22 protein-coding genes and 1 riboswitch are annotated in these 22,032 nt (G+C 56.5%); of the genes, 9 read left to right on the top strand and 13 right to left on the bottom strand.

Going from position 1 to position 22,032, the window contains the following annotated elements; all coding sequences use genetic code 11:
* Positions 1 to 47 precede the first annotated feature (47 nt).
* Positions 48 to 2,315 carry a phosphoenolpyruvate--protein phosphotransferase gene (ptsP, locus tag RT613_RS10580; protein ID WP_313615169.1) on the bottom strand — a complete coding sequence of 756 codons (2,268 nt, stop codon included), beginning with the start codon at positions 2,313 to 2,315 and terminating at the stop codon, positions 48 to 50.
* 186 nt (positions 2,316 to 2,501) lie between these two features.
* A complete protein-coding gene (locus RT613_RS10575; RefSeq protein ID WP_313615167.1) occupies positions 2,502 to 3,776 on the bottom strand; it encodes an aspartate kinase in 1,275 nt (424 codons plus the stop codon).
* Between the two features lie 600 nt (positions 3,777 to 4,376).
* Here RT613_RS10575 and RT613_RS10570 point away from each other — a divergent pair.
* Both RT613_RS10570 and RT613_RS10565 read left to right on the top strand, forming a co-directional pair.
* Complete coding sequence (locus tag RT613_RS10570; protein WP_313615166.1) at positions 4,377 to 6,266, top strand: DEAD/DEAH box helicase; 1,890 nt, start codon at positions 4,377 to 4,379, stop codon at positions 6,264 to 6,266.
* 371 nt (positions 6,267 to 6,637) lie between these two features.
* Entirely contained in the window at positions 6,638 to 6,928 is a 291-nt protein-coding gene (locus tag RT613_RS10565) for a hypothetical protein (protein ID WP_313615164.1), read from the top strand.
* Positions 6,929 to 6,942: 14 nt separating this feature from the next.
* Here the strand turns inward: RT613_RS10565 and dmeF are convergent, their stop codons facing one another.
* Together dmeF and dmeR are read right to left on the bottom strand one after the other, a co-directional pair.
* Positions 6,943 to 7,953 carry a CDF family Co(II)/Ni(II) efflux transporter DmeF gene (gene dmeF, locus RT613_RS10560; protein ID WP_313615163.1) on the bottom strand — a complete coding sequence of 337 codons (1,011 nt, stop codon included), beginning with the start codon at positions 7,951 to 7,953 and terminating at the stop codon, positions 6,943 to 6,945.
* Positions 7,954 to 7,969: 16 nt separating this feature from the next.
* The gene (gene dmeR / locus RT613_RS10555) at positions 7,970 to 8,242 is read right to left on the bottom strand and encodes a Ni(II)/Co(II)-sensing transcriptional repressor DmeR (RefSeq protein WP_313615162.1); all 273 of its coding nucleotides are present in this window, start codon (positions 8,240 to 8,242) and stop codon (positions 7,970 to 7,972) included.
* A 151-nt stretch (positions 8,243 to 8,393) separates the two neighbouring features.
* Here dmeR and RT613_RS10550 point away from each other — a divergent pair, with 151 nt between their 5' ends.
* From RT613_RS10550 to RT613_RS10530, 5 genes are all read left to right on the top strand, one after another.
* Complete coding sequence (locus RT613_RS10550) at positions 8,394 to 8,630, top strand: hypothetical protein (RefSeq protein WP_313615160.1); 237 nt, start codon at positions 8,394 to 8,396, stop codon at positions 8,628 to 8,630.
* A 6-nt stretch (positions 8,631 to 8,636) separates the two neighbouring features.
* Complete coding sequence (locus tag RT613_RS10545; RefSeq protein WP_313615158.1) at positions 8,637 to 8,891, top strand: hypothetical protein; 255 nt, start codon at positions 8,637 to 8,639, stop codon at positions 8,889 to 8,891.
* 62 nt (positions 8,892 to 8,953) lie between these two features.
* On the top strand, positions 8,954 to 9,367 hold the full coding sequence (locus RT613_RS10540) for a helix-turn-helix domain-containing protein (RefSeq protein WP_313615157.1): 414 nt from the start codon (positions 8,954 to 8,956) through the stop codon (positions 9,365 to 9,367).
* A 234-nt stretch (positions 9,368 to 9,601) separates the two neighbouring features.
* Complete coding sequence (locus RT613_RS10535; RefSeq protein WP_313615156.1) at positions 9,602 to 10,090, top strand: GNAT family N-acetyltransferase; 489 nt, start codon at positions 9,602 to 9,604, stop codon at positions 10,088 to 10,090.
* Positions 10,091 to 10,121: 31 nt separating this feature from the next.
* Positions 10,122 to 10,688, top strand: a complete 567-nt coding sequence (locus tag RT613_RS10530) for a type 1 glutamine amidotransferase family protein (protein ID WP_313615155.1) — start codon at positions 10,122 to 10,124, stop codon at positions 10,686 to 10,688.
* 6 nt (positions 10,689 to 10,694) lie between these two features.
* On the opposite strand, the gene RT613_RS10525 is transcribed toward RT613_RS10530, so the two are convergent.
* The 3 genes from RT613_RS10525 to RT613_RS10515 are packed head-to-tail and all read right to left on the bottom strand — an operon-like array spanning position 10,695 to position 11,972.
* Positions 10,695 to 11,051 (bottom strand): hypothetical protein, encoded by a 357-nt coding sequence (locus tag RT613_RS10525; protein WP_313615153.1) that lies wholly within the window; start codon positions 11,049 to 11,051, stop codon positions 10,695 to 10,697.
* Positions 11,048 to 11,776, bottom strand: a complete 729-nt coding sequence (locus RT613_RS10520) for a CbtA family protein (protein WP_313615151.1) — start codon at positions 11,774 to 11,776, stop codon at positions 11,048 to 11,050. Before RT613_RS10520 ends, RT613_RS10525 begins: the two co-directional genes overlap by 4 nt.
* A gap of 13 nt (positions 11,777 to 11,789) precedes the next feature.
* A complete protein-coding gene (locus tag RT613_RS10515; RefSeq protein ID WP_313615150.1) occupies positions 11,790 to 11,972 on the bottom strand; it encodes a CbtB-domain containing protein in 183 nt (60 codons plus the stop codon).
* Positions 11,973 to 12,143: 171 nt separating this feature from the next.
* Positions 12,144 to 12,402: riboswitch (cobalamin riboswitch) on the bottom strand.
* A gap of 173 nt (positions 12,403 to 12,575) precedes the next feature.
* On the opposite strand from RT613_RS10515, the gene RT613_RS10510 reads away from it, so the two are divergent.
* Positions 12,576 to 14,342, top strand: a complete 1,767-nt coding sequence (locus RT613_RS10510) for a PAS domain-containing methyl-accepting chemotaxis protein (protein ID WP_313615148.1) — start codon at positions 12,576 to 12,578, stop codon at positions 14,340 to 14,342.
* A gap of 110 nt (positions 14,343 to 14,452) precedes the next feature.
* On the opposite strand, the gene RT613_RS10505 is transcribed toward RT613_RS10510, so the two are convergent.
* From RT613_RS10505 to RT613_RS10490, 4 genes are all read right to left on the bottom strand, one after another.
* A complete protein-coding gene (locus RT613_RS10505) occupies positions 14,453 to 17,245 on the bottom strand; it encodes an EAL domain-containing protein (RefSeq protein WP_313615147.1) in 2,793 nt (930 codons plus the stop codon).
* A gap of 607 nt (positions 17,246 to 17,852) precedes the next feature.
* On the bottom strand, positions 17,853 to 18,770 hold the full coding sequence (locus tag RT613_RS10500) for a cytochrome c (protein WP_313615145.1): 918 nt from the start codon (positions 18,768 to 18,770) through the stop codon (positions 17,853 to 17,855).
* Positions 18,771 to 18,921: 151 nt separating this feature from the next.
* Complete coding sequence (locus tag RT613_RS10495; protein WP_313615143.1) at positions 18,922 to 19,356, bottom strand: cytochrome c; 435 nt, start codon at positions 19,354 to 19,356, stop codon at positions 18,922 to 18,924.
* A 132-nt stretch (positions 19,357 to 19,488) separates the two neighbouring features.
* Positions 19,489 to 20,127 (bottom strand): LysE family translocator, encoded by a 639-nt coding sequence (locus tag RT613_RS10490; protein WP_313615142.1) that lies wholly within the window; start codon positions 20,125 to 20,127, stop codon positions 19,489 to 19,491.
* A 126-nt stretch (positions 20,128 to 20,253) separates the two neighbouring features.
* Here RT613_RS10490 and RT613_RS10485 point away from each other — a divergent pair, with 126 nt between their 5' ends.
* Positions 20,254 to 20,958 carry a YafY family protein gene (locus tag RT613_RS10485; protein ID WP_313615140.1) on the top strand — a complete coding sequence of 235 codons (705 nt, stop codon included), beginning with the start codon at positions 20,254 to 20,256 and terminating at the stop codon, positions 20,956 to 20,958.
* Here the strand turns inward: RT613_RS10485 and RT613_RS10480 are convergent.
* The gene (locus RT613_RS10480) at positions 20,934 to 21,803 is read right to left on the bottom strand and encodes a metallophosphoesterase (protein WP_313615139.1); all 870 of its coding nucleotides are present in this window, start codon (positions 21,801 to 21,803) and stop codon (positions 20,934 to 20,936) included. The two genes, RT613_RS10485 and RT613_RS10480, sit on opposite strands and share 25 nt — an antisense overlap.
* A 117-nt stretch (positions 21,804 to 21,920) precedes the next feature.
* The coding region (locus RT613_RS10475) for a Fe-Mn family superoxide dismutase (RefSeq protein WP_313615312.1) at positions 21,921 to 22,032 on the bottom strand (112 nt) is incomplete at its 5' end.

Here is a 22,032-nt window from a genome sequence, read left to right as displayed (position 1 = left end):
AAAAAATCTGAAACACAGTGCGTTCAAAACGCGCGAAATCCTGTATTTCAGACTGGAATGGAATGTTCAGCGGCGAACCGTTGCAACAGCACGCGCGGACTTTCCAGAGATTTATGGTCGTCGAGCGCTGCATTCAACTCGGTTGCCAACGCACCAACATCCAGCCCCAACAGCATGGCCTTGACCGGACCAATCGAAGTGGGCGACATGGAAATCGAGCGGAAGCCAAGACCGATCAACGCCATGGCCGACAATGGTCTGCCCGCCATTTCACCACACAACGTCACCGGCTTGTTGTTACGTTCCCCTGCCCGGACAATGTCACGCAGGATACGCAGAAACGGTTTGCCGAGAATGTCGAAACGATCCGACACACGCGCATTGCCACGGTCAACCGCCATGGAGAACTGGAACAGGTCATTGGACCCCACCGACACGAAGTCGACTTCCTGCATCAGCTCATCAAGCTGCCAGAGCAAAGCCGGGACTTCCAGCATGGCACCGAATTGCAGCTTTCGCGGCAAGGCATGGCCAAATTTGGAGAGATGCTGGATTTCCTTCTGCATCAAGTCACGAACTGCGTGGATTTCCGTGACTTCGGTAATCATCGGCAGCATCATTTTCAGCTCGGCACCCGAGGCAGCACGCAACAATGCACGCAGCTGTGTACGCAGCAAACCCGGCCGATCCAGAGACAGGCGGATCGCGCGCCAGCCAAGCGCCGGGTTTTCCTCTTCCTGTCCACGCATGTAGGAGACGACCTTGTCGCCACCGATGTCCAGTGTCCGGAAGGTGACCGGCTTGCCTTTGGCTGCGCGCAGAACGCTGCGATAGAAGGCCTCCTGTTCCTCACCTTTCGGCATGGTGGAAGCGATCATGAACTGCAGTTCGGTGCGGAACAGGCCAATGCCATCGGCGCCGGATTCCGCCAGCTGCGGCAGATCGACCAGCAGACCGGCATTCATCTTGAGATTGATGAACTGTCCATCCTTCGTCACCGGATCAACGGAACGCAAGGCACGGAACTGTTCCTGACGGCGGGCGCGCAGGCGCACCTTTTCTTCATAGGCGCGCTGCAGGTCCACGATGGGACGCAGGTGCACCTGGCCATCATCGCCATCAATGATGATCGCGTCATTGTTTTCGGCCAATGCCACGATGCCTGTAGCCTGGCCGATAACGGGAATACCCATGGCACGCGCCACGATGACCACGTGGCTGGTGATCGCGCCATCTTCCAGCACCAGACCGCGCAGCTTTTCACGCGGGTAGTCCAAGAGTTCGGCCGCGCCCATGGCACGCGCCAGAATGATTGCGTCGCTTGGGAAATCCTCACCCGGACCACGACCGTTGAAACCGATCAGCTGGCGCAGCAGGCGATTGGCCAGATCGTCGAAATCATGCATGCGTTCACGCAGGTAGGGATCGGTCAGGCGCATCATACGCGCCTTGGTATCGCTCTGCACCTTTTCCACTGCCGCTTCAGCCGTCAGACCGTTGCGGATGGCTTCTTCCATGCGCCGCACCCAACCCTGGTCGTGGGCAAACATGCGATAGGTTTCCAGCACCTCGCGGTGCTCGCCCTCGGTCGCCACATCGCGCCGCTGCAGCATGTCGTCAATCGAAAGGCGCAGTGAACCGATGGCTTCCGCCAACCTGCGGATTTCAGTATCTGCGTCTTCGTTAAGCAGGTTGGTGACCACGATGCGCGGGTCATGCAGCACGACATGGCCAAGGCCGATGCCTTCGCTGTAGCCATCGCCATCCACACTGACGGCACGCGTCAGATCCAGTTCCACGCCGGGTTTCGTTATCTTTTTCAGTTCACCACTCGCAACGATCTCGGCAATCAACATGGCTGTTGTTTCAAGCGCCTCTACCTCGTCTTCGCGGTAGTTGCGGCTAACCTTGTTCTGTACGACGAGAACGCCCAAAGTGCGGCCAGAACGCAAAATCGGCACACCCAGGAACGAATGATAAATTTCTTCGCCGGTTTCCGGCAGGTAACGGAAGGCGGGATGCGATTGCGCATCGGAGAGATTGAGCGGTTGGGCCGAAGCCGCGATGGTACCGACAAGGCCCTGCCCCATTTTCAACTGGGCAAGGTGAACAGCACCCTTGTTCAGGCCTTCTGTAGCGTAAAGTTCGAGAACGCCATCGGAGCGCAGCACGTAAACGGAACACACTTCCGCGACCATGTTCCCGGCAATCTGCCGCACAATCTGGTCCAAGCGCTCCTGAGGCTCAAGCTGCTCCGCCATCATCTCGCGGAGCTTCTTGAGGAGGACGCGGGGACCGGCTGCAAGGTCTCTCATCGCGATGCTCCTTCATTCGCTACAGCATCCGCACGAAAACGGTTCACGTTTTGAGTGATGCACACATCAAACAAGTTGGAGCGTGCTTCGTATCACGCCCACTCCTCAAGGCATCATACAAAGCACGCTCCAAACGGGGGACGGTTGCTTCAGCGCGCCGAAGCAAAACGAACCACCGCTATGGAATCAACTTTTATCCAGACCGTAAGCGGAATGCAAAGTGCGAACTGCAAGTTCTGCATAGGCACCGTCAATCAGGATCGAAATCTTGATTTCCGATGTGGTGATGGCATTGATGTTGATGTTTTTGGAGGCAAGAGCCTTGAAGGCGCTGGCGGCAACGCCAGCATGGCTGCGCATGCCGATACCGATAACGGAAACCTTGGCAAGGCCTGGCTCGCTCTGGACAACGTCAAAGCCGATGTGAGCCTTGTTTTCTTCCAGAATCTTGAGCGCCTTGTCCATGTCGCCAGCCGGCACGGTAAAGGTCATGTCAGTGCGCGAACCATCTTCGGAGATGTTCTGCACGATCATGTCGACGTTGATGTGCGCTTCAGCCAGCGGTCCAAAGATGGCTGCCGATACGCCCGGGCGGTCTGCCAGACGACGGAGGGAGATCTGCGCCTCATCCTTGGCATAAGCGATGCCGGTGACTACTTCCTGTTCCACGATTTCATCCTCGTCACAAATCAACGTACCGGGCGGGTTGATAAGGTCACCCATGCCCGGCGCATCGGGATCCTCGAAACTCGAACGCACGAAGGTACGAACCTTGTGCACCATAGCCAGTTCCACGGAACGGACCTGCAAGACCTTTGCGCCAAGCGATGCCATTTCCAGCATTTCTTCAAACGCAACCTTCTTGAGGCGGCGTGCCTTTGGCTCGATACGCGGGTCGGTGGTGTAAACGCCGTCGACGTCGGTGTAGATGTCGCAACGGTCCGCCTTCACGGCAGCAGCAATCGCAACGGCAGAGGTATCAGAACCGCCACGGCCAAGCGTTGCGATGCGGTTATCCGGGCCAATACCCTGGAAACCGGCAACAACGGCGACCTGACCTTCGCCCATGCGGCGAATGATGTCGGAACCATCAATGTCGAGAATACGGGCAGCGCCATGGGCATTGTCCGTGTGGATCGGGATCTGCAATCCCTGCCACGAGCGAGCGTTGACACCCAGCGACTGCAGGGCGATAGCCAAAAGACCTGACGTTACCTGCTCACCGGACGCAACGATGGCGTCATATTCGCGCGCATCATAAAATGGCGAGTCTGCACCGGCGACCTTGGGCATATTCTGCACCCAGTCGACCAGTTCGTTGGTCTTGCCAGACATGGCAGACACAACAACGGCCACTTCGTGACCGGCATCTACTTCACGTTTTACATGCCGCGCCACATTGTGGATGCGTTCGAGATTGGCGACGGACGTTCCGCCGAATTTCATGACAATGCGAGCCATAGTCTTGACCAGTACCACCCGTTAACGCCGTCCGCACGGCGGATACGGCACCTCATGCCAGCTCAACATGATCTTGAGCCTCAAGTTGGGGGTCTATTACCGAAAACGTTAACTGCGCGCAATGCCGGTTTTTCGCAGATCGGTTCGCTTGCCCAAAAACCTGCACAACAACAAGGTGAGGTAAATATCGCACATATAACAAAGTCATCATGCGCTTTTACCTAGACCTGTGCTGGCATCAGGCTCACAAACAGGCCAGCGACCGCATAATATGGGATCGCATTATGAACTATAAAGCCTCCATTGTTTCATGACCGAGCAACGAGGTTGTATCGACTGGTCAAATCACTACTGCAATTTTGGAGCAAATCCGCCCGGCATCCAGTCGTGAGCCCAATGACATTTTTCTCGGCAATATTCACCATGTTAGGGTGCTTGAAGCGTTGTTTTCAGGCATTTTCGACTGCCGGACTGTACAAAGCCGCGCTTTCAAAGTAGAAGCGCGCGCAATGAACCGGTATTTCCGGGGCTGAATGGTTCACCAGCACTGTTTCCCAAGACCTGTGCAGGTGGACGCTCTCCAATTCCGAAAGACAATAGATGACAGACATCCAGGGCCTTGCCCCGGCGCTCGCACAGGCGTTGCAAAAACGTGGCTATACTGATTTGACCCCTGTGCAGCAGGCCATGCTTGCACCTGAGCTGGAAGGGGCCGATGCGCTCGTTTCCGCACAGACTGGCTCCGGCAAGACCGTAGCCTTCGGCCTGGCGCTTGCCTCCACCCTGCTGCAGGACCGCAAGTCCTTTGGCCCGGCTGGCGCGCCTCTGGCGCTTGCCATTGCGCCAACCCGTGAATTGGCCATGCAGGTCAAGCGCGAACTCGAATGGCTTTATGAAATTGCTGGCGCATCGATTGCCTCCTGCGTGGGTGGCATGGATGTTCGCAGCGAACGCCGCGCGCTTGAGCGCGGTGCGCATATCATCGTTGGTACGCCGGGCCGCCTGTGCGACCACATCAAGCGCGGCGCACTCGACCTTTCATCGCTGCGCGCCGTCGTGCTGGATGAAGCTGACGAAATGCTCGATCTCGGGTTCCGTGAAGATCTCGAATTCATTCTGGAATCCTCACCGGAAGACCGCCGCACGCTGATGTTTTCGGCTACCGTACCGCGCAGCATCGCCAAGTTGGCGGAAAGCTACCAGAAAAACGCCATTCGCATCGCGACCGCTGCCGAACAGAAGCAGCATGGCGACATTGAATACCGCGCCATGCTGACGGCACCTGCCGACCGCGAAAACGCAATCATCAATGCACTGCGCTTCTATGAAGCTCGCAACGCCATCGTGTTCTGCTCGACCCGTGCAGCCGTCAATCATCTGACCGCCCGCTTCAACAATCGCGGCTTTTCCGTCGTGGCTCTGTCTGGCGAACTGACTCAAAATGAACGCACACACGCGCTGCAGGCCATGCGTGACGGTCGCGCCCGCGTCTGTATCGCAACCGACGTTGCTGCCCGCGGCATCGACCTTCCCGGCCTGGAACTGGTGATCCATGCCGACCTGCCGACCAATTCGGAAACACTGCTTCACCGCAGTGGCCGTACAGGTCGCGCTGGCAACAAGGGCGTTAGCGCTCTGATCGTGCCGGTTAACCAGCGCCGCAAGGCTGAGCGCCTGTTGGACGGTGCGCGCGTACAGCCACAATGGGTTCGCCCGCCATCTGCCGATGAAATCATCGAGCGTGATGCCGAGCGCCTGCTTGCTGACGCCTCGCTGTCGCAGGCCGTCAGCGACGACGAAAGCGGCTTTGTCAAAACGCTGCTGGAGACGCATGGCGCTGAACAGGTCGCTGCCGCCTTCATCCGTCTTTATCACTCTGGCCGGTCTGCACCGGAAGAGCTTGCCGAGGTTTCGATTGACAACAATCGCAAGCCACGTCGTGAGAACCCGGAAGGCGACAACAACACGGCACCACGCCGCGATCGCAACGAGTTTTCCGACAGCGCATGGTTCTCGCTTTCGGTTGGCCGCAAGCAGAGCGCCGAGCCGCGCTGGCTCATTCCAATGCTGTGCCGCTTTGGCAAGCTGACCCGCCAGGATATTGGCGCGATCCGCATGCAGCAGAACGAGACCTATGTGGAACTCGCCGCTGACGCTGTGGACCGCTTTGTTTCGTCCATCGGCAAGGACATGGCGCTGGAAAAGGGTATTCGCGTCAAGACCCTCGAAGGCAAGCCTGACATGTCTTCCGAGCGTCGTGAGGACCGCAACTTTGAGCGGCGCGATGAGAAGCGTGGTGAACGTCGTGATGACCGCCCCGCCTCCGGCCCAAAGAAGCTTGGCGGCAAGCCTGACTTCGCGGCCAAAAACAGCGACAAGCCGTGGAAGAAAAAAGACGGCAAGCCGCGGTTTGAAAAGTCCGGCGACAATGCTGGCAAACCGCAGGGCAAGAAGGACAAACCCTTCGCCAAGCGCAAGCCAAAGGCCTGATACACATTCCCTGCCCCGGCACTGCAAACGCAATGCCGGGGCAGTTGCTTTTGACGATCTCGATTTCTGACGATCGCTGTTTTGATGGATATCATGCTGCCGGCACTTCAGTGGCCTTGAAGCAACCGATTCTCCCCCGACTCAATAACCAAATAAAACTGCAGGCGATTCTTGGCTGAAGCAGTCATTTGCCCGCAAAACTGCTGCCGACCCCAAGTGATGACCATTTATTTCTTTCGGGATGCGTGTTTTTAGCGCCACGAAGCAGCACCTTTGCCCCTGTCAAGCCCGGAAAACCAGCAAAAACCAGCCTGACGCAAGTTCTGGGCGGTAGATAATCGTTATATTTTTCAACGCAGGATTAAGCAGCCATGCAGATTGAAAGCAGCATTAGCGGCAACCCCTATCAGGGCCGCATTCAGGAATTGGACAAGAAAATTGTCGAACCTGCACAGCAGGAACAGGAGCAGGGCAGACGCAGTGGCACGCCCACAGTCAGCAGCACCGTGCTGTCCAGCTCGCTTGCCAACGTGTTGTGGGCTGTTGGCGGCGCACGTGCACCGGTTGATAAGGACGCCTCCAAACCCATCTCGGCAGAAGAAAAGGTTGCCGCCAAGATGGAGTGGGTTCAGGGCGCCTATCAGGAATATGAAGAGTTCTGAGATACCGTGCCGCCTTAGGCGGCAGCGGAGACCTCCACAGTAACATGCGCCAGTTTCGGAACTTTACTTAATTGCTTTTTATAAAGCTCGGGGCCTTTTCCTGCCGGAGACACCAAGGCAACAATGGTTGCATAATGCCCCGGCCCCACCTGCCAGACATGCAGATCGGTCACCACATCACCGTCCTTCTCAACGATGTCGCGGATTGTTTTGGGCAGACCCTTGTCGCACGGCGTGGCATCCAGCAGCACACCTGATGTGGCGCGAATTAACCCCCATGACCAGCGCGCAATAACAAGGCCACCAACGACGCCCATCAATGGGTCCAGCACCACCCAGCCCTGCCATTTGCCGAGAATAAGCGCGACGATCGCCAGAACAGAGGTCAGGGCATCCGCCAGCACATGCAGATAGGCGGCGCGCAGATTGTTGTCGTGCCCTCCGTGACTGCCGTGTGATCCATGCGACCCGTGAGCCCCGTGCGAGGCATGGGCGTGATGGCCGTGCGCCTTGTGATCATGATGGTCGTCATGATCATCATGTCCGTGACCATGATGCGAATGATCGTCCTTCAACAGCCAGGCACTGACCAGATTGACGCCAAGCCCCAGCACCGCAACAAGAATGGCCTGGTTAAAATCAATCTCGACCGGCGTGACCAGGCGGACAACACTTTCCCAGGCGATCAGCAGCGCCACCAGCGCCAGGATAACCGCACTGGCAAATCCTGCGAGATCACCGAACTTGCCGGTGCCGAACGAGTACCGGGGATCACGGGCATATTTGCGGGCAAACATGTAAGCTAGCGCCGAAATCAGCATGGCGCCGGCATGGGTGGACATGTGCCAACCATCGGCCGTCAGCGCCATTGACCCGTAAATCGTGCCGGCAGCAATTTCCGCCACCATCATCACACTTGTCAGTGCTATCACCATCCACACACGCCGCTCGTTACGCGCGTGATCGCGGCCCAAAAACACGTGCTCATGCCGTGCAGTGTCCGCAAATGTTCCATCAACAGCCATGGCCGTTACCTTTCGCTCATCGAATATAGGTTTTGAGTACCTGCGCGAGTTCATTGGCGGCTTTTTCACGCTCGGCGTCGCTTTCAGCGTGCACGACATGTTCATGCAGGTGGTCATGCATGATCTCACCGGTCAGCCCGGACAATGCGCCACGCACCGAGGCCAGCAATTGCAGGATTTCACCACAGGACTTTTCAGCCTCAAGACCACGCTCGACCGCTTCCATCTGCCCCTTGAGGCGACGGACCCGGGCCAGCAGTTTTTCCTTGTCACGAATGGTGTGAGACATGGTGTTCTCCTAAAGATAATATAGTAGGGTATACTATACTGATTGACGTTTGAAAAGCGCCCTCTCCTCTTCTGGACATGGTGGACGCAGCCTTCGCGAATGCTTCGGCGCGTAAGGCTTGGTCATCGAGATTCCAGAAGGAAGAATCATCATGACCACCATCTCAGGTCTGGACAGCTATTACCCCTCTCGTTCGCGGCTGCGTGACGCCAAGACGGAAGAGGATTTCGCGTCTGTCGCGCCGGCGACTTCGTTCACTGCCGATGATGAAAAGTCATCCGAGCGTGAGCGGGAGACGGTCAGCAGTACTGTCAACAGCTTTGCTTCCCTGGCGTCTTCACTGTGGGATATCGAGCAACTCAAGTCGGATCCGACCACACGTTCCTGAGAAACAGTGGACACATCAACCAGCGACAGCCTGTTGGAGGAATTGCAAAAGTGGTCGCAAATGTCTCCCGGTGAGATGATCCGCGCAAAGCTGCTGGAGCAAATGGGCCTGTCAGAAGAAGAGTTTGCCGCGCTGCCTGCCGATGAAAGACAGGCAATTGAAGACAAGATCAAGGATGCTATTAAGCAGTCGCTGACCGGCGATGACGGACAATCCGGCGCGTCCGGTGACGACCAGGTATCGGCCGTCTCTGCCCTGTAAGGTTGCAAAGCGCCCTCAAAAACCTTAAGTTCGCTAGAGCTATAGATTTGAAAGGGCGTGCCATGCTGTCGATCGGCGATCTTTCCAAACGAACCGGCGTCAAGGTTCCGACCATCCGCTATTATGAGCAGATGGGGTTGATCGAGGCGGCGGAACGATCCGAAGGCAACCAGCGCCGCTATGAAAAGGCTGATCTTGAACGATTGGCCTTCATTCGCCATGCGCGTGATCTTGGGCTCAATATCGATGCCATTCGCGAGTTGATCCGGCTTAGCCATCACCGCCATGACCCTTGCGAAGGGGCCGACCGAATTGCAGCCGATCATCTGGTGGCCGTGCGGGCCAAGATTGCCAAACTGAGGAAGCTGGAGCAGGAACTGGAGCGGATCGTCTCGCATTGTGACGGTCATTCCATTGAAGATTGCTATGTGATCCGTGCGCTTTCAGACCATACGCTGTGCGAAAGTGAGCATTAATTTCAATCGCTTCCAGTGAAACGAAACATCTGCAAAAATCCCGATTGACAAATTTTCGATTCAGGCGCATCTAGTCGCCCATGATCACGAACCGCGCACCAATTTCCTGCACGTATTTTTGGGCCTACCTGTAAAGGGCGGCTCGACAGATCATCATGTCAACAAGCCGCCGTCAGGCGGCTTTGTTGTTTTTCAAGCGTCCTGATGGCATCCAAGAACCCGAAGGACCTAGAAATGACCGAAGATACCGCCATTACCCTTCCCCGTCCTGCCGTTGTGACCATTCGTGGTGCACGCAAGACCGACCTGCCACAACTGAACGAAATGATTGCCATGCTCGCCAAACACCATGGCGATGCGTCTGCCATGACGCCTGAGAAGCTGGAACTTGATCTGTTCAGCCCGATCCCATGGATTACCGCACTTGTTGCTGAAGCAGGCGACGAACTGATCGGCTACGCCATTCTCGTGCCACTCTACAGAGCGCAGGAAGCCCGTCGCGGCATGGAACTTCATCACCTGTTCGTTCGTGATGGTCACCGTGGCCATGGCACCGGTCAGCATCTGGTTTCGCGTGCCCGTGATGTCGCCAAACGTTGCGGCTGCGATTACCTCTCGGTCAGTGCTGCGACCGGCAATGTTGCCGCGCACCGCTTCTACGAAAACATGGACTTCACACCGCGGCCAGTCACAGGCATGCGCTACATGCAGGCTATTGCGTAACATTGGATTGCTGTCAGCAAGGACAAAGACAATGACCCGTATTGCAATTGCACTGACGCCCGACTTTGCCGACTGGGAAAGCGCCCTGCTGAGTGCTGTGGCGCGCAGCTATCTGGGTGCCGAGATCATTACCGCTTCACCGGATGGTGCACCCGTGACCTCGATGGGCGGCCTGAAAGTCATGCCTGACGTGGCTTATGGTGCGCTTGATCCGGCATCCATCGATGCGCTGATCGTTCCCGGTGGCCTGAGTTGGGAGAGTGGCAGTGCGCCGGACTTTACCGAGATGGTGCAGCGCTTCCGCCGGGAGGGACGTGTCGTTGCCGGCATTTGCGCAGCAGCCAGCATGCTGGGCGGCACAGGCGTTCTGAATGATGTGGCCCATACCGGCAATTCGCTGACCTCACATCAGGCATATCCAGCCTATACGGGCACGGATTATTATCGCGATCAGCCGCAGGCGGTGAGCGACAAGGGCGTGGTCACCGCAGCCGGAACCGCGCCGATCAGCTTTACCATGGAGGTTCTCAAGGCTCTCGACCTGTGGGGACCGGAAGCAGAAGCGGAAATAAAGGCCTTTGCCGCTGAACATCGGTGACCAATATCAACCGTCAGAATTGCGATCCAGCACGCGGCAGGCGCGTTGTGGCCCTGCTGCCATATCGGCACCAAGCGCACGGCGAATATCCCGACTGTTGAGATGCAGGCTTCTGTCGATCGCTATGTTCTGCCGCTTGATCTTATCCAGTGCCGCCGAAACGAAGGCCGCTTGATAGTGCGCAAAACAGGCCAGACAAGTCTCCTTTTCAGGAGACACATCCAGAATGGCCTTAAAGGCCAGGCGATGCACCGAACAGGGTGCATCATGACCGGGCACGAAAAAGCGCAGCGCATCAAGCGCCACGCTCCATTCGGCAGAGCCGTCTTTCCTGTCAGACAATGTCAGACCAGACGCGCTCACCTTGCCGCTTCAAACCTTTTCAGGAATGTGCCGCTCAATGCCCCGAGCAGCACCCAGAACACGAAGCTGGTCAGTGTGGCTACGATGATGAAACGACGCTCCAGCGGCAGTGGCGCCAGCGCATGTTCACCTTCCGGCGGCAGTGGCGCACCAATGACATGCGGTGCTGCAATCAACAGGATGGCAAGCACAGCAGCCCAAGGCTCGCGGCGGAAGGCAAGCAGCGCAATGCCACCTGCTGTCGCAACCGCCGTACCAATCCACCACGCCTGACGGGCAGCCAGCTCACCGGCCGGGCTTCCCGGCAATTCCGGTGGCAGACCGACCATTGGTGCCAGCGCGACAGCTGCAAAACCGCCCAGTCCCCAGAGCAGCCCTTCACGCCAGCCGATGCTGGTGCCACGCAGTGAAATCAGACCTGTCAGCACCAGTGCATAACCGATTGCCGTCAGAATATTGGCGGCCGCCGTATAGGCGTTGCGCTCAAATCCATCGGCGGGTCCCCACGCCTCTTCATCATGCGCATGACCAGCAGCAGGTGCTGCCGTTTCACCGGCGGCCTGTGCCACATCGTGGCGATGACCAGCCTCACCCCCTGCGGTTTCGAAGGTTTCCGCATGCAGGATCAACGGCGTTGTGCCGACATATTGCATGAGGCTGACGGCCAGACCGCAGATCAGGCCAACCAGCACTGACGTAAAAACGATGTTACGAAATGACGACATGCTTCACGCCCCCTCAGTGGCAAGGGAAGGCATTGGCATGGCGCGTATCATGCGCCGCATTATGCACGGCCTCGATATGCGAAAAACCGACAAAACCGATGATGAACAGACCGCAGAACACCGCCATAAGCGACTGAACCGCACTGGCAGATTTTGCAGAAACCACCTGGGTGGCGGCATTGTTTTGGACAGACATGGTGAACCCTCTCGCTCAATGCATACGCAGTCTCAAGAACGGAACCGGCAGCGTATGCAATGGACACGCGGATCCGCAATCGACATCCGTCACCACGGGGAAACACACGAAAAGAGAGGAAATACCCAAAGCATTCCCGCAAAACCGCGCAAGTTCCGGACACCCCGCCGGCATGGACACTCTTGCAATGGCAGGTCTCCTGGCTCGCGGGTCGTTACCTGAAAACACCTTCCCGGTCTGTTTGCATTTTCGCATCGCATGGGTCGAAATCATGTTTTGATTTCAGCCCTGCGCCAGACCAGTGGCTTTCCGTTTTCAGGCTCTCCGCTCACAGTTGCGGGGGCAGCCACGAATGAGGACAAGTCCCTATCGTGTTCCCTTTTCATCCAGCCGGAATGTCCGGCAAGGAACCATCACGTGTTTGTTATCCGGCGCTGTAAGGTTTGAGTCAATGGGTGACGTTTCAATCGGCCAATCAGGATCGCCGCGTCATAAGATGATTGTGCCGTTTGAACTTAAAATGCGGAAATCTAATCAAAGTTTTAACTAAAATTTGTCACTGGATATTACTCGGAACATTAACCAAATCATTCGGGTGCTTCTATGGGGTTTGATCGCATTTTCAGCACGGAAGCTTCGGCTATTCTGTCTGCCTTCAGCCGGTCACAAGCGATCATCTCTTTTACCCCTGAGGGCAAGGTTCTCGACGCCAACGAAAACTTCTGCAAGGCGCTCGGTTACTCCTTGAGCGAAATCAAGGGTCGCCATCACAGCATGTTCATGCGGCCCGACGAGGCGGCCACCAACGAATACAAGGCATTCTGGAGAGGTCTGGCCTCTGGTCAGTTTGAACAGCGCCAGTTCCGCCGCCTGACCAAGAGTGGTGAAGAAATCTGGATTCAGGCCTCTTACAACCCGGTTGTCCGTGGTGGCAAAGTGGTCAAAGTGGTCAAGATCGCCACCGACATTACCGCTGCCAAGCTGGAGAGCATGGAAAGCAAGGGCAAGATTTCCGCCCTGTCGCGTGCGCAGGCAGTGATCGAGTTCAACCCCGATGGCACCATCCTGACCGCCAACGAAAACTTCTGCAATGCTCTCGGCTACAGCCTCAACGAAATCAAGGGACGTCATCACAGCATGTTCTGTGAGGCAGACTATGTGGCTTCAAGAGAATACGCCGGCTTCTGGCCACGCCTGGCCGCCGGCGAGTTTTACGCTGACGAGTTCAAGCGGATTACCAAGGATGGCAGTTCGATCTTTATTCAGGCCACCTACAACCCGATCCTCAATGACGAGGGCAAGGTCATCAAGGTGGTGAAGTTTGCAACCGATGTGTCAGGTCGCGTCAAGGCACTTCAGGAAGTGGGGGCCGGTCTTGAACGTCTGGCAGAATGCAATATTCGCATCACCATCGATGACCCCTTCGTGCCCGAGTTTGAACATCTGCGCCATGACTTCAACCAGTCACTGGCCAAATTCCAGGAGACGCTGGAGCAGGTTTTGGCCGAGACCGCAATGTTGTCGACCAAAAGCGGTGAGATGCGTGCCAGCGCCAGCGGTATTGCCAACCGTTCGGAACAGCAGGCGGCAGCGCTGAAAGAAACCTCTTCGGCGCTTGAACACATCACTGTCAGGGTTCGCGAGTCGGCCGGTCGCGCCACGGACGCCCGCAAGCTGGTCCAGGAAGCCCGCGTTGCTGCGGTTGATTCCGTCAAGGTCGTGGCCTCCACCGTAGATGCCATGGCACGCATTGAAAACGCATCACGCGAAATCTCGAAGATCATCGATGTCATCGACGAAATCGCTTTCCAGACCAACCTTCTTGCTCTCAATGCCGGCGTTGAAGCAGCACGCGCGGGCGAAGCTGGCAAGGGCTTTGCCGTTGTGGCTCAGGAGGTACGTGAGCTTGCACAGCGCTCCGCCTCTTCCGCCAAGGAGATTTCCGGCCTGATCCAGAACTCGACCAGCGAAGTCAATGAAGGTGTGCGACTGGTCGGCAAAACAGGCGATGCCTTGAAAAAAATCCAGGATTTCGTGCAATCCATTGAAAGCAATGTCGACGCCATCGCCAATGGCTCTTCAGAACAATCGACCAACCTGTCCGAGATCAACTCGGCCATCGGTTCGCTTGACCAGATGACGCAGCAGAATGCTGCGATGGTTGGCGGCATGAGTGAAATTTCCGAGGCCCTGGCCGAAGGTGCCGGCGAACTCGAACATCTCGTCAAGCGCTTCAAGCTGAACCGGCGTCAATGGCAACGTGAACCGGGTTCGGATGCCTCCAAACTTGGGCCTGAAGACCGCGGTTACGGCAAGAACACGATCTACCAGCCGAAGACATCGATCAAGGGACTGGCGAAAGCATCCTGAAACGAAAAATGAGGCGGTAAAACCGCCTCATTCTCAATGGCCCCAGATATTCAAGCGATAAAAAAGCCTCTCCGCACCGGACGCGCGAGAGGTTTTTTGTTTGTCCAAGATTATGAAACTTTGCTCAGTCCGAAGATGTGCGGGGCAGCGGCAGACAATTGATCGCGGGTTGCCGGCCTTCCGAACAGGAAGCCCTGCACCTCATCGCATCCTTCCGACAACAGCACTTGCAACTGATCCTGCGTTTCGACACCTTCTGCCAGCACAGCAACCTCAAGGCTTTTTCCAAGCGCCACGATGGCCCGGACAAAGGCTTTGGACTGTCGGCTTTCCAACTCATGCACGAAGCTCTTGTCGAGCTTGATCTTGTCGAAAGGGAACGAGCGCAGCGTTTCCAGCGATGAATAACCGGTACCGAAATCATCGATCGCGATGGTCACGCCCATGGCCTTGATCTGCCGCAGGATGTGCAAGGCACGCGCCTTGTCACCAATAATCGCACTTTCGGTCACCTCAAGCTCAAGGCGTGAGGCCGGCAGCCCGGTTTCCAGAAGCGTGTCACGCACCTTGTTGACCAAGATAATGTTGTTCAACTGCAGCGGAGACAGATTGACGGCGATCTTGTGCGGGATTTCCCATTCCGCAGCTTCACGGCATGCCTGCATAAGCACCCATTCACCGATGGCCGAGATCGCACCGCATTCCTCAGCAATCGGGATGAAATCGACAGGTGAAACAAGACCTCTTTCGGGATGCAACCAGCGCAGCAGCACCTCGTAACCTGTCACCTCATCTGTCTTGACCGAACGCTGTACCTGATAGGTCAGGAAGAACTGGTTCTGTTCCAGGCCGTTCCAGATATCGCGCGCCATGGCGCGGCGCTCTCTGGCCGCCTCATCCATCGTCGCCTCGTAAAAGCTGATCTTCTGATCAATGCTGTCTTTCGAGCGATACATCGCCATGTCGGCATTGCTGAGCAGCTTTTCCCTGTCGCCAGCGTCCTGCGGATAGATTGCCACCCCAAGGCTGGCGCCGGGGACAATTTCCGTGTGCGCCAATTCAATTTTGGCGGTCAGAAGACCGTTGATACGGCGAATGAACTCATCAAGCTCGGATTGATCCTTGAAGCTTTTGACGGCAACAAACTCGTCACCACCCAATCGCCCAATCGTCTCGCCCGGCATCAGCCCTTCGCGCAGCCGTTTGGCAAGGGTCACCAGCACCATATCGCCTGCTGCATGGCCGAGCGTGTCATTCACTTCCTTGAAATTATCAAGGTCTACGGCGATGACGGCCACCTTTGAAGATAGCGTGTTAGCGCTATCAATTGCGGTATCAAGTGTCTCGACAAATTGCCGGCGGTTGGGCAGACCGGTCAGCACATCATGGCGCGCCAGATGTGCGATCCGCGCTTCGGACTTCACGCGTTCGGTAATGTCTTCAACCGTTGTCACCCAGGACCCACGGGCAACCGGACGATGGATGACACGCACCGTCCTGTCATTTTGAATGGTGCGAATGGTTTCACCGCCACCTGGCATCTGAATGAGGTGGATATGGCCATCATAAAATTCGGTGACATCGATCTTGCTGCCGGAATCATGGCCATAGGGCAGCTCGCAAATCTCCCGGAATGTCTTGCCGACCAGATCGGCATCATCAGGCATTCCGACAATTTCTTTCAGGCGGCTGTTTTGCAAGACAAGTCGCTCATCCTTGTCGAACAGCATGATGCCATTGGCCATATTGTCGAGCGCCAGTGCGAGATTGTCGTTGGCTTCCTGCACACGTTGGGCCGCTCGTTTCTGTTCCGTGCAGTCGCGCGTGATCTTGGCATAACCGGCCAGAGTGCCGTCCTCATCGTAGATCGGGCCGATAACAACCAGCGCCCAGAAAGACGATCCGTCCTTGCGGTACTGCAGCGACTCGGCTTCAAACTTGCCCAGCGTCTTGGCCGTATCCAGTGCCTTTTGTGGTAGACCTGCAGCCCGGTCCTTCGACGAATAGAAGCGCGAAAAATGCTGCCCGACGATTTCGCTGGCCGTATAGCCCTTGGCGCGCTCGGCGGCGGCATTCCAGTTGCTGACCCGGCCTTCGGTGTCGAGCATGTAGATGGCGTAATCTGTCACGCCCTGCAGCAGAAGGCGGAAATTGGTTTCGCCAGCTGCGGTCGCCATTTCTGCCTTCATCGCGAACATGGCAGCAGCCAGCCCTGCAAACAAGAAGGAAAGCGTCACGCAGGTGATGATCAGCACCATCACGCCAGCCGAAATGACATTGGTTGCGGGCGCGGAATTATCCGGAACGATGGTGATCGCTCCCATCGCGGTGAAATGCATGCCGACAATGGCCAGCGTCAGCAGCAAGGCCGGCAGGATAACACGTGTGCCCTTGGTTTTTTCAGCGCGGCGGGTGGCGAAAGCAGGGACCGACAGGATGACGGCCAGAACAGATGCTGCGATAACCAGGGAGCGATCCCAGACAATGGCACCCGGCAACTCGATGGCGGTCATGCCGATAAAATGCATGCTGGTGACGCCAATGCCGAACAACACGCCAGCTGCGGCAGTGCCGTGACGGCTGGTGTCATAGGTCGCGCAGGCAGCCGCAGCCACTGTCGTGCCGATGGCAACCGCCAGGGACATCAATGTTCCATTGATTTCGTATCCAAACACAAAACCGGGATCATAGGCCAACATGGCAACGAAATGGGTTGTCCATATGCCGAAACCGCTTGCTCCGCCGGTGGCAGCAATCCAGATGACCCGAGCCAAACCTGAGCTTTTGACGGCTCGACGCAACAGCAGCATCGCGACCGTTGCAGAAAGAAGGCACAATATGCCCGCAAGGACCACCAGTCGTGCATCGTGCTCATACACCAAGCACGTCAGTATCGAATTCATTTCATACCCCGAAGATGCGGGAGGAAATGCTTGGCCGAAATCAGCAAAAACATCGCCCCTGTAGAGCAGGCATTACTGAAGGCAACAGCTTACGAGATGATTAAATCCGCAGGGATCTCAAGGGTGTGGTTAATGGAGTCAATCCAACTTCAACGCAACATTATACAGCCACTAATGGTTTGCACGCCAAGAGCGTTTTTTGTGATTTTTAGTTGTTGAGGAAAACAAACACACCGGTGGATGATGGTGGTACTCGTGGTGAGCATGGCGTGTGGTTGCACAACCTATTTCTACGCCCGCAAGATCGCCAGAGAAGATGGGTTGGATGACCAAAGCCAACATGGTACAGCGGATGGCGGAATGTTTCGAAGATCAATACCATCCTCAAACAACGCGCCGAACAAGGTGATCCGCTGGCCACGGGCATGCGTGTCCCGCTCATAGCCTCGACCGCCTTCATACCGCTTTTCATTCTTGGCATTTTTATTCGCGATCTGTGGCTGCGTTGACATCACCTGCCTCCAACCGACGATGTCAGCCGCATAGAACTAACGGTGGGCGACGGTGCTTTGCTTGACCATTCGCTCACCCGTATTTGTACTGGATGTTACCGTGCCGGAATGGCCTTGAGATAGGCGGCAATAGCATCCCGGTCGTCGGTTGAAAGACGTGCCATATTCTGCTGCACCTTCACCATGGAGCCACCAACGCTGTCGAACTCTGGCGTAAAACCTGTCTCCAGATAACTTGCGATATCCGCATCTGCCCAGGCTTCCATGTCGCTGGAACCCGGCGTGATGTTCGGAACCCTGCCCTCACCTTCCGGATTGGGGCCGCCAGCCAGCCACTTGTCCTTCAGGAAACCGCCAAGCAGGTTACGTGGCGTGTGACATTCGCCGCAATGGCCAGGACCCTCGACCAGATACTGACCGCGCACCAGTGCCGCATCGGCATTGGCCAGTTCAACGCGTGGTGCACCTTCGTCGAAATAGAGGAACTTCCAGCCACCCAGAGCGAGGCGAATATTGAACGGGAATGGCAGATCATGTCCCTGCGCGACGTGATCGCTGACAGGCAGGGTTTTCAGATAGGCAAAGAGATCGCTGATGTCCTTGGCGGGCATGCGGGCATAGGAAGCGTAAGGGAAGGACGGATAGAGATGTTCGCCGTTGCGACCGGTGCCACGTGTCATGGCATCACCGAACTCGGCCAGCGTCCATTCGCCAATGCCGGTCTTTGGATCAGGCGAGATATTCGGGGCATAAAATGTGCCAAACGGGCTGTGTAACGGAGCGCCACCAGAGAGCAGCAACAAAGCATCTCCCGTTGCGTCGGGCGCGGCATGACAGCTTGCGCAACCGCCGGCCCAGAACAGATTTTCACCATTGACGAGATCTGGTGCACCAGCATTGGCCCAATGGCTTGGCGCCTGCCTTTCCGGTGCTGTCACACCAAGGAAAATGCCCGCACCTGCAACAGCGACCAAAGCCGCAGCGGCACCAAGCTTTAAAAGCTTCGAAGCCATATCGTTCTCCCGAAATGCACAGTCTGAAAAACAGTCTGAAAATTGCCGGCCTGCGCGCACCCCCAGCGATCGGGATAACAGGCCATGGATATCGTCAGCAGAATGGGCGGCTCATGCTGAACAGCCGCACATTCTTGGCTAGCCTTAGAGCTTATCGCTTCAGGCGGTAGGTCTGATGGCAAACGCCGCAATCAGCACCAAGCGACTGCAGAGCAGTTGCAACGCCAGCCTGATCGGCAGGAAGTTGCGCCAGCACGGCATCGGCGTCTGCGCCGAGTTTCTCGGACTTGGCCTTGAAGTCGGCGAAGTTTTCCCAGATGGCGGGAGCAGCAGCGCTGCCGGTTTCCGTGCCAGCCGGGAACTGGTCAGGGAATGCCTTGGCATTGGTGCTGATGGTGGTGACGGCAGTCTTCACGGTTTCAGCGTCAAAAGGCTTCTGGCCCTTGGCAATCGCATTCAGCGCGCCCATTGCGCCACCGATCTGCTTCATCATGCCTTCACGCTTTTCAACTTCGCCAGCAGCGGAAACCGCCCCGGCGCAAAGACAGCCGAACAACATGGCAGCCGCAATGGTCTTCAATTTCATATGGTTCTCTCCTTGATACCGGCCAAATGTTCGATTCAAACATTCAGGGAGGCTTGAACATGCCCCGTTTGGCATGGGGATAGAAGTCACAATAAGGTGATTTTTGGTGATTTTCTCTTCTAAAACAGTCTTCTATGAGACTTTTGTCAATTCCGCCCACAGGGTTAGGAAAGACACCACCACCAGCAGGAAGCCGGCCGCACGCCCAACAAAAACTGTCGCAGTCGGAGAGGAGACCAACAGTTTGCGGCTTCTATCGGCCGTCAGCGCCAGCGCGCCGTACACGCTGAACTGGGTTGCCGCGACCATGGCGCCCATGATCAGCCCCTGGCTCCACACCGGACCATAGGCCGGTTTGAGGAACTGCGGGTAGACGGCCAGCATGAAGAGATAGGCCTTTGGGTTGGCAAGGCAGGTCAATACGCCACGCCGGAAGGCACGCCATGCGGATTTTGCCGATGCGGCCTCGTCACCCTGTACGGTGATTGAACTGCGCATCAGGCTGATTCCGATCCAGATCATGTAGCCTGCGCCAAGCAACAGGAGTGGCGTGAAAAGGCTTGGCATCCAGTTTGCCAGCAAGCCAACCCCTGCGGCCCCGTAAAGCGAATGAACAATGCCACCGACCACAATGCCCATGATGGCAAAAAAGCCGGTTCGTTTGCCGCCGGTCAATGAACTTGCCAGCACAAACAGCATATCCATGCCAGGCACGATGATGATGCCAAACAGCAGCAGGAAAAAAAGCCATAGGTTTTCGGTATAGGTCATGTCAGTAGATCCAGGTGAAGAAGCGGGACATCAGAAACTTTTCTGTGGTTTTTCAAGCCATTCCTGTTGTCTATATTCTCCTGCTACTGACAGCGTTCTGTCAGTAGCCTGCACAGGGAGCCAGAAATGCGCAAAGCCTCGCGCCTTTTCGAGATTATCCAGATTTTGCGTGTCGCACGCCAGCCGGTTACCGCCCAGCAGATGGCCGAAACGCTGGAGGTCACAGCGCGCTCCGTCTACCGCGACATCGCCGCCTTGCAAGCCATGCGCGTGCCGGTCGAAGGGGAGCGGGGTGTGGGTTACATCATGCGGCCAGGCTTCAACATGCCGCCCCTGATGTTTTCCATCGAGGAAACCGAGGCAGTCGTGCTGGCGCTGGCGCTTGTCAGCAGAACCGGCGACGTGGAACTGCGACAGGCGGCAAAACGGGTCAGCGACAAGATTGCTGCCTCCATTCCCGAACCCTTATCGCGCATTCTTTCCACCACTGCCCTGCATGCCTGGGGCAGCATTGCCAATGCGCCCGATGGTGTCGACCTATCCCGCGTCAGGCGTGCCGTCCGCACGGAGGAAAAGCTCGATATCTCCTATCAGGATGAAGCGGGTTCATTGACGGAACGGCGCATTCTGCCGATCGCAGTCATCTATTATTCTGAAACGGCCAACATCGTTGCCTGGTGTGAGCTGCGGCAGGCGATCCGCAATTTTCGGGCAGATCGTGTCAAAACCTGCGCTGAAACACAGGCGTTTTTCAAAAATCAAGGAGAAACCTTGCGCCAGCTTTGGATGGCCAGTTGGCAGTATAATCAGGTGGCAGGGACAAGCGCCTGATCGAAAACAAGGCTGCGGCTGTCCTCGCGTCCAAAACCACTGATCTCGATACGATCTGCGTAAACATCGGCGATGGCAAAGGTGTTTTCATCTGGCGTGTCCACCATGCCCTTGAAGTTTAGGAAATGGCTGCCGTCTATCTCACCGTAATTGCCGACATGGTTATGGCCGCAGAACCATGCCGCAAAACAATCATGCTCTGCCAGAAGCGACAGGATGCGCGGCGCATCCCAGAGATTATGAGCGTTTTCCGGAAAGATCGGATAGTGGCAGAAGATGATGACCTTTTGTTTCAAGCGACCGGCATCGGCCAATCGGTCTTCCAGCCAGGCAAACTGCTCATCTCCCAGTGAACCATTCCACGTCTGTGCATTAATGGCACCGACAGCCTGCAAGGTTTCAAGCCGTGTCGCAGCTATCTCGCGTCTTGGGTCCTGTCTGGGTGGCGCAAACAGGCTGACATCGGAACCATCCAGCACGATGAAACGCACATCCTGTTCCACAAAATCATACCAGGGTGACGGCATGCCCAGTCGCGCATAGACCTGCGGCAGCCTATCAGCATCAACTGCGAAATCGTGATTGCCGGGCAGCAGGACGGAGCGATGCCGCAGCCTGTCATAACAGGAGAGAACGGCACCGAAACTGTCCCAGTCACGGTCGATCAGATCGCCCAATGTCACGACAAAGGACAGGTCCTCGCCGTTGAATGTGTCGATGGCCGCGTCCAGCTTTTGCGGGCTGTTGGCGTAATAACGCCCCATGTCAGGCTTCGGCTCGATATTGGCATATTGGGGATCGGCGACAATGCCGAAGGAAAACAGCGGTGCAGCAGGATGTGTCATGACGGCGGCTTTATGCCTCTCAGATGACAGCGATATGACAACGAACTGGCGACGAATACCTCATAACAAAACACCCGGCACAAGGCCGGGTGTTTCGCAAAATCGAAGGTTGAGACCTTACTTGGAAGCAGCTTCGAAGCGCTCCAGAACGTAGTCCCAGTTGATCAGGTTATCTACGAAGGCTTCGAGGTACTTTGGACGCAGGTTGCGGTAGTCGATGTAGTAGGAG

It is taken from the genome of Agrobacterium sp. (assembly GCF_032092815.1).
Classification (GTDB): Bacteria; Pseudomonadota; Alphaproteobacteria; order Rhizobiales; family Rhizobiaceae; genus Agrobacterium.
Note: the sequence above shows the minus strand (reverse complement) of the source record. Positions and strands in the feature narration are given on the sequence as shown.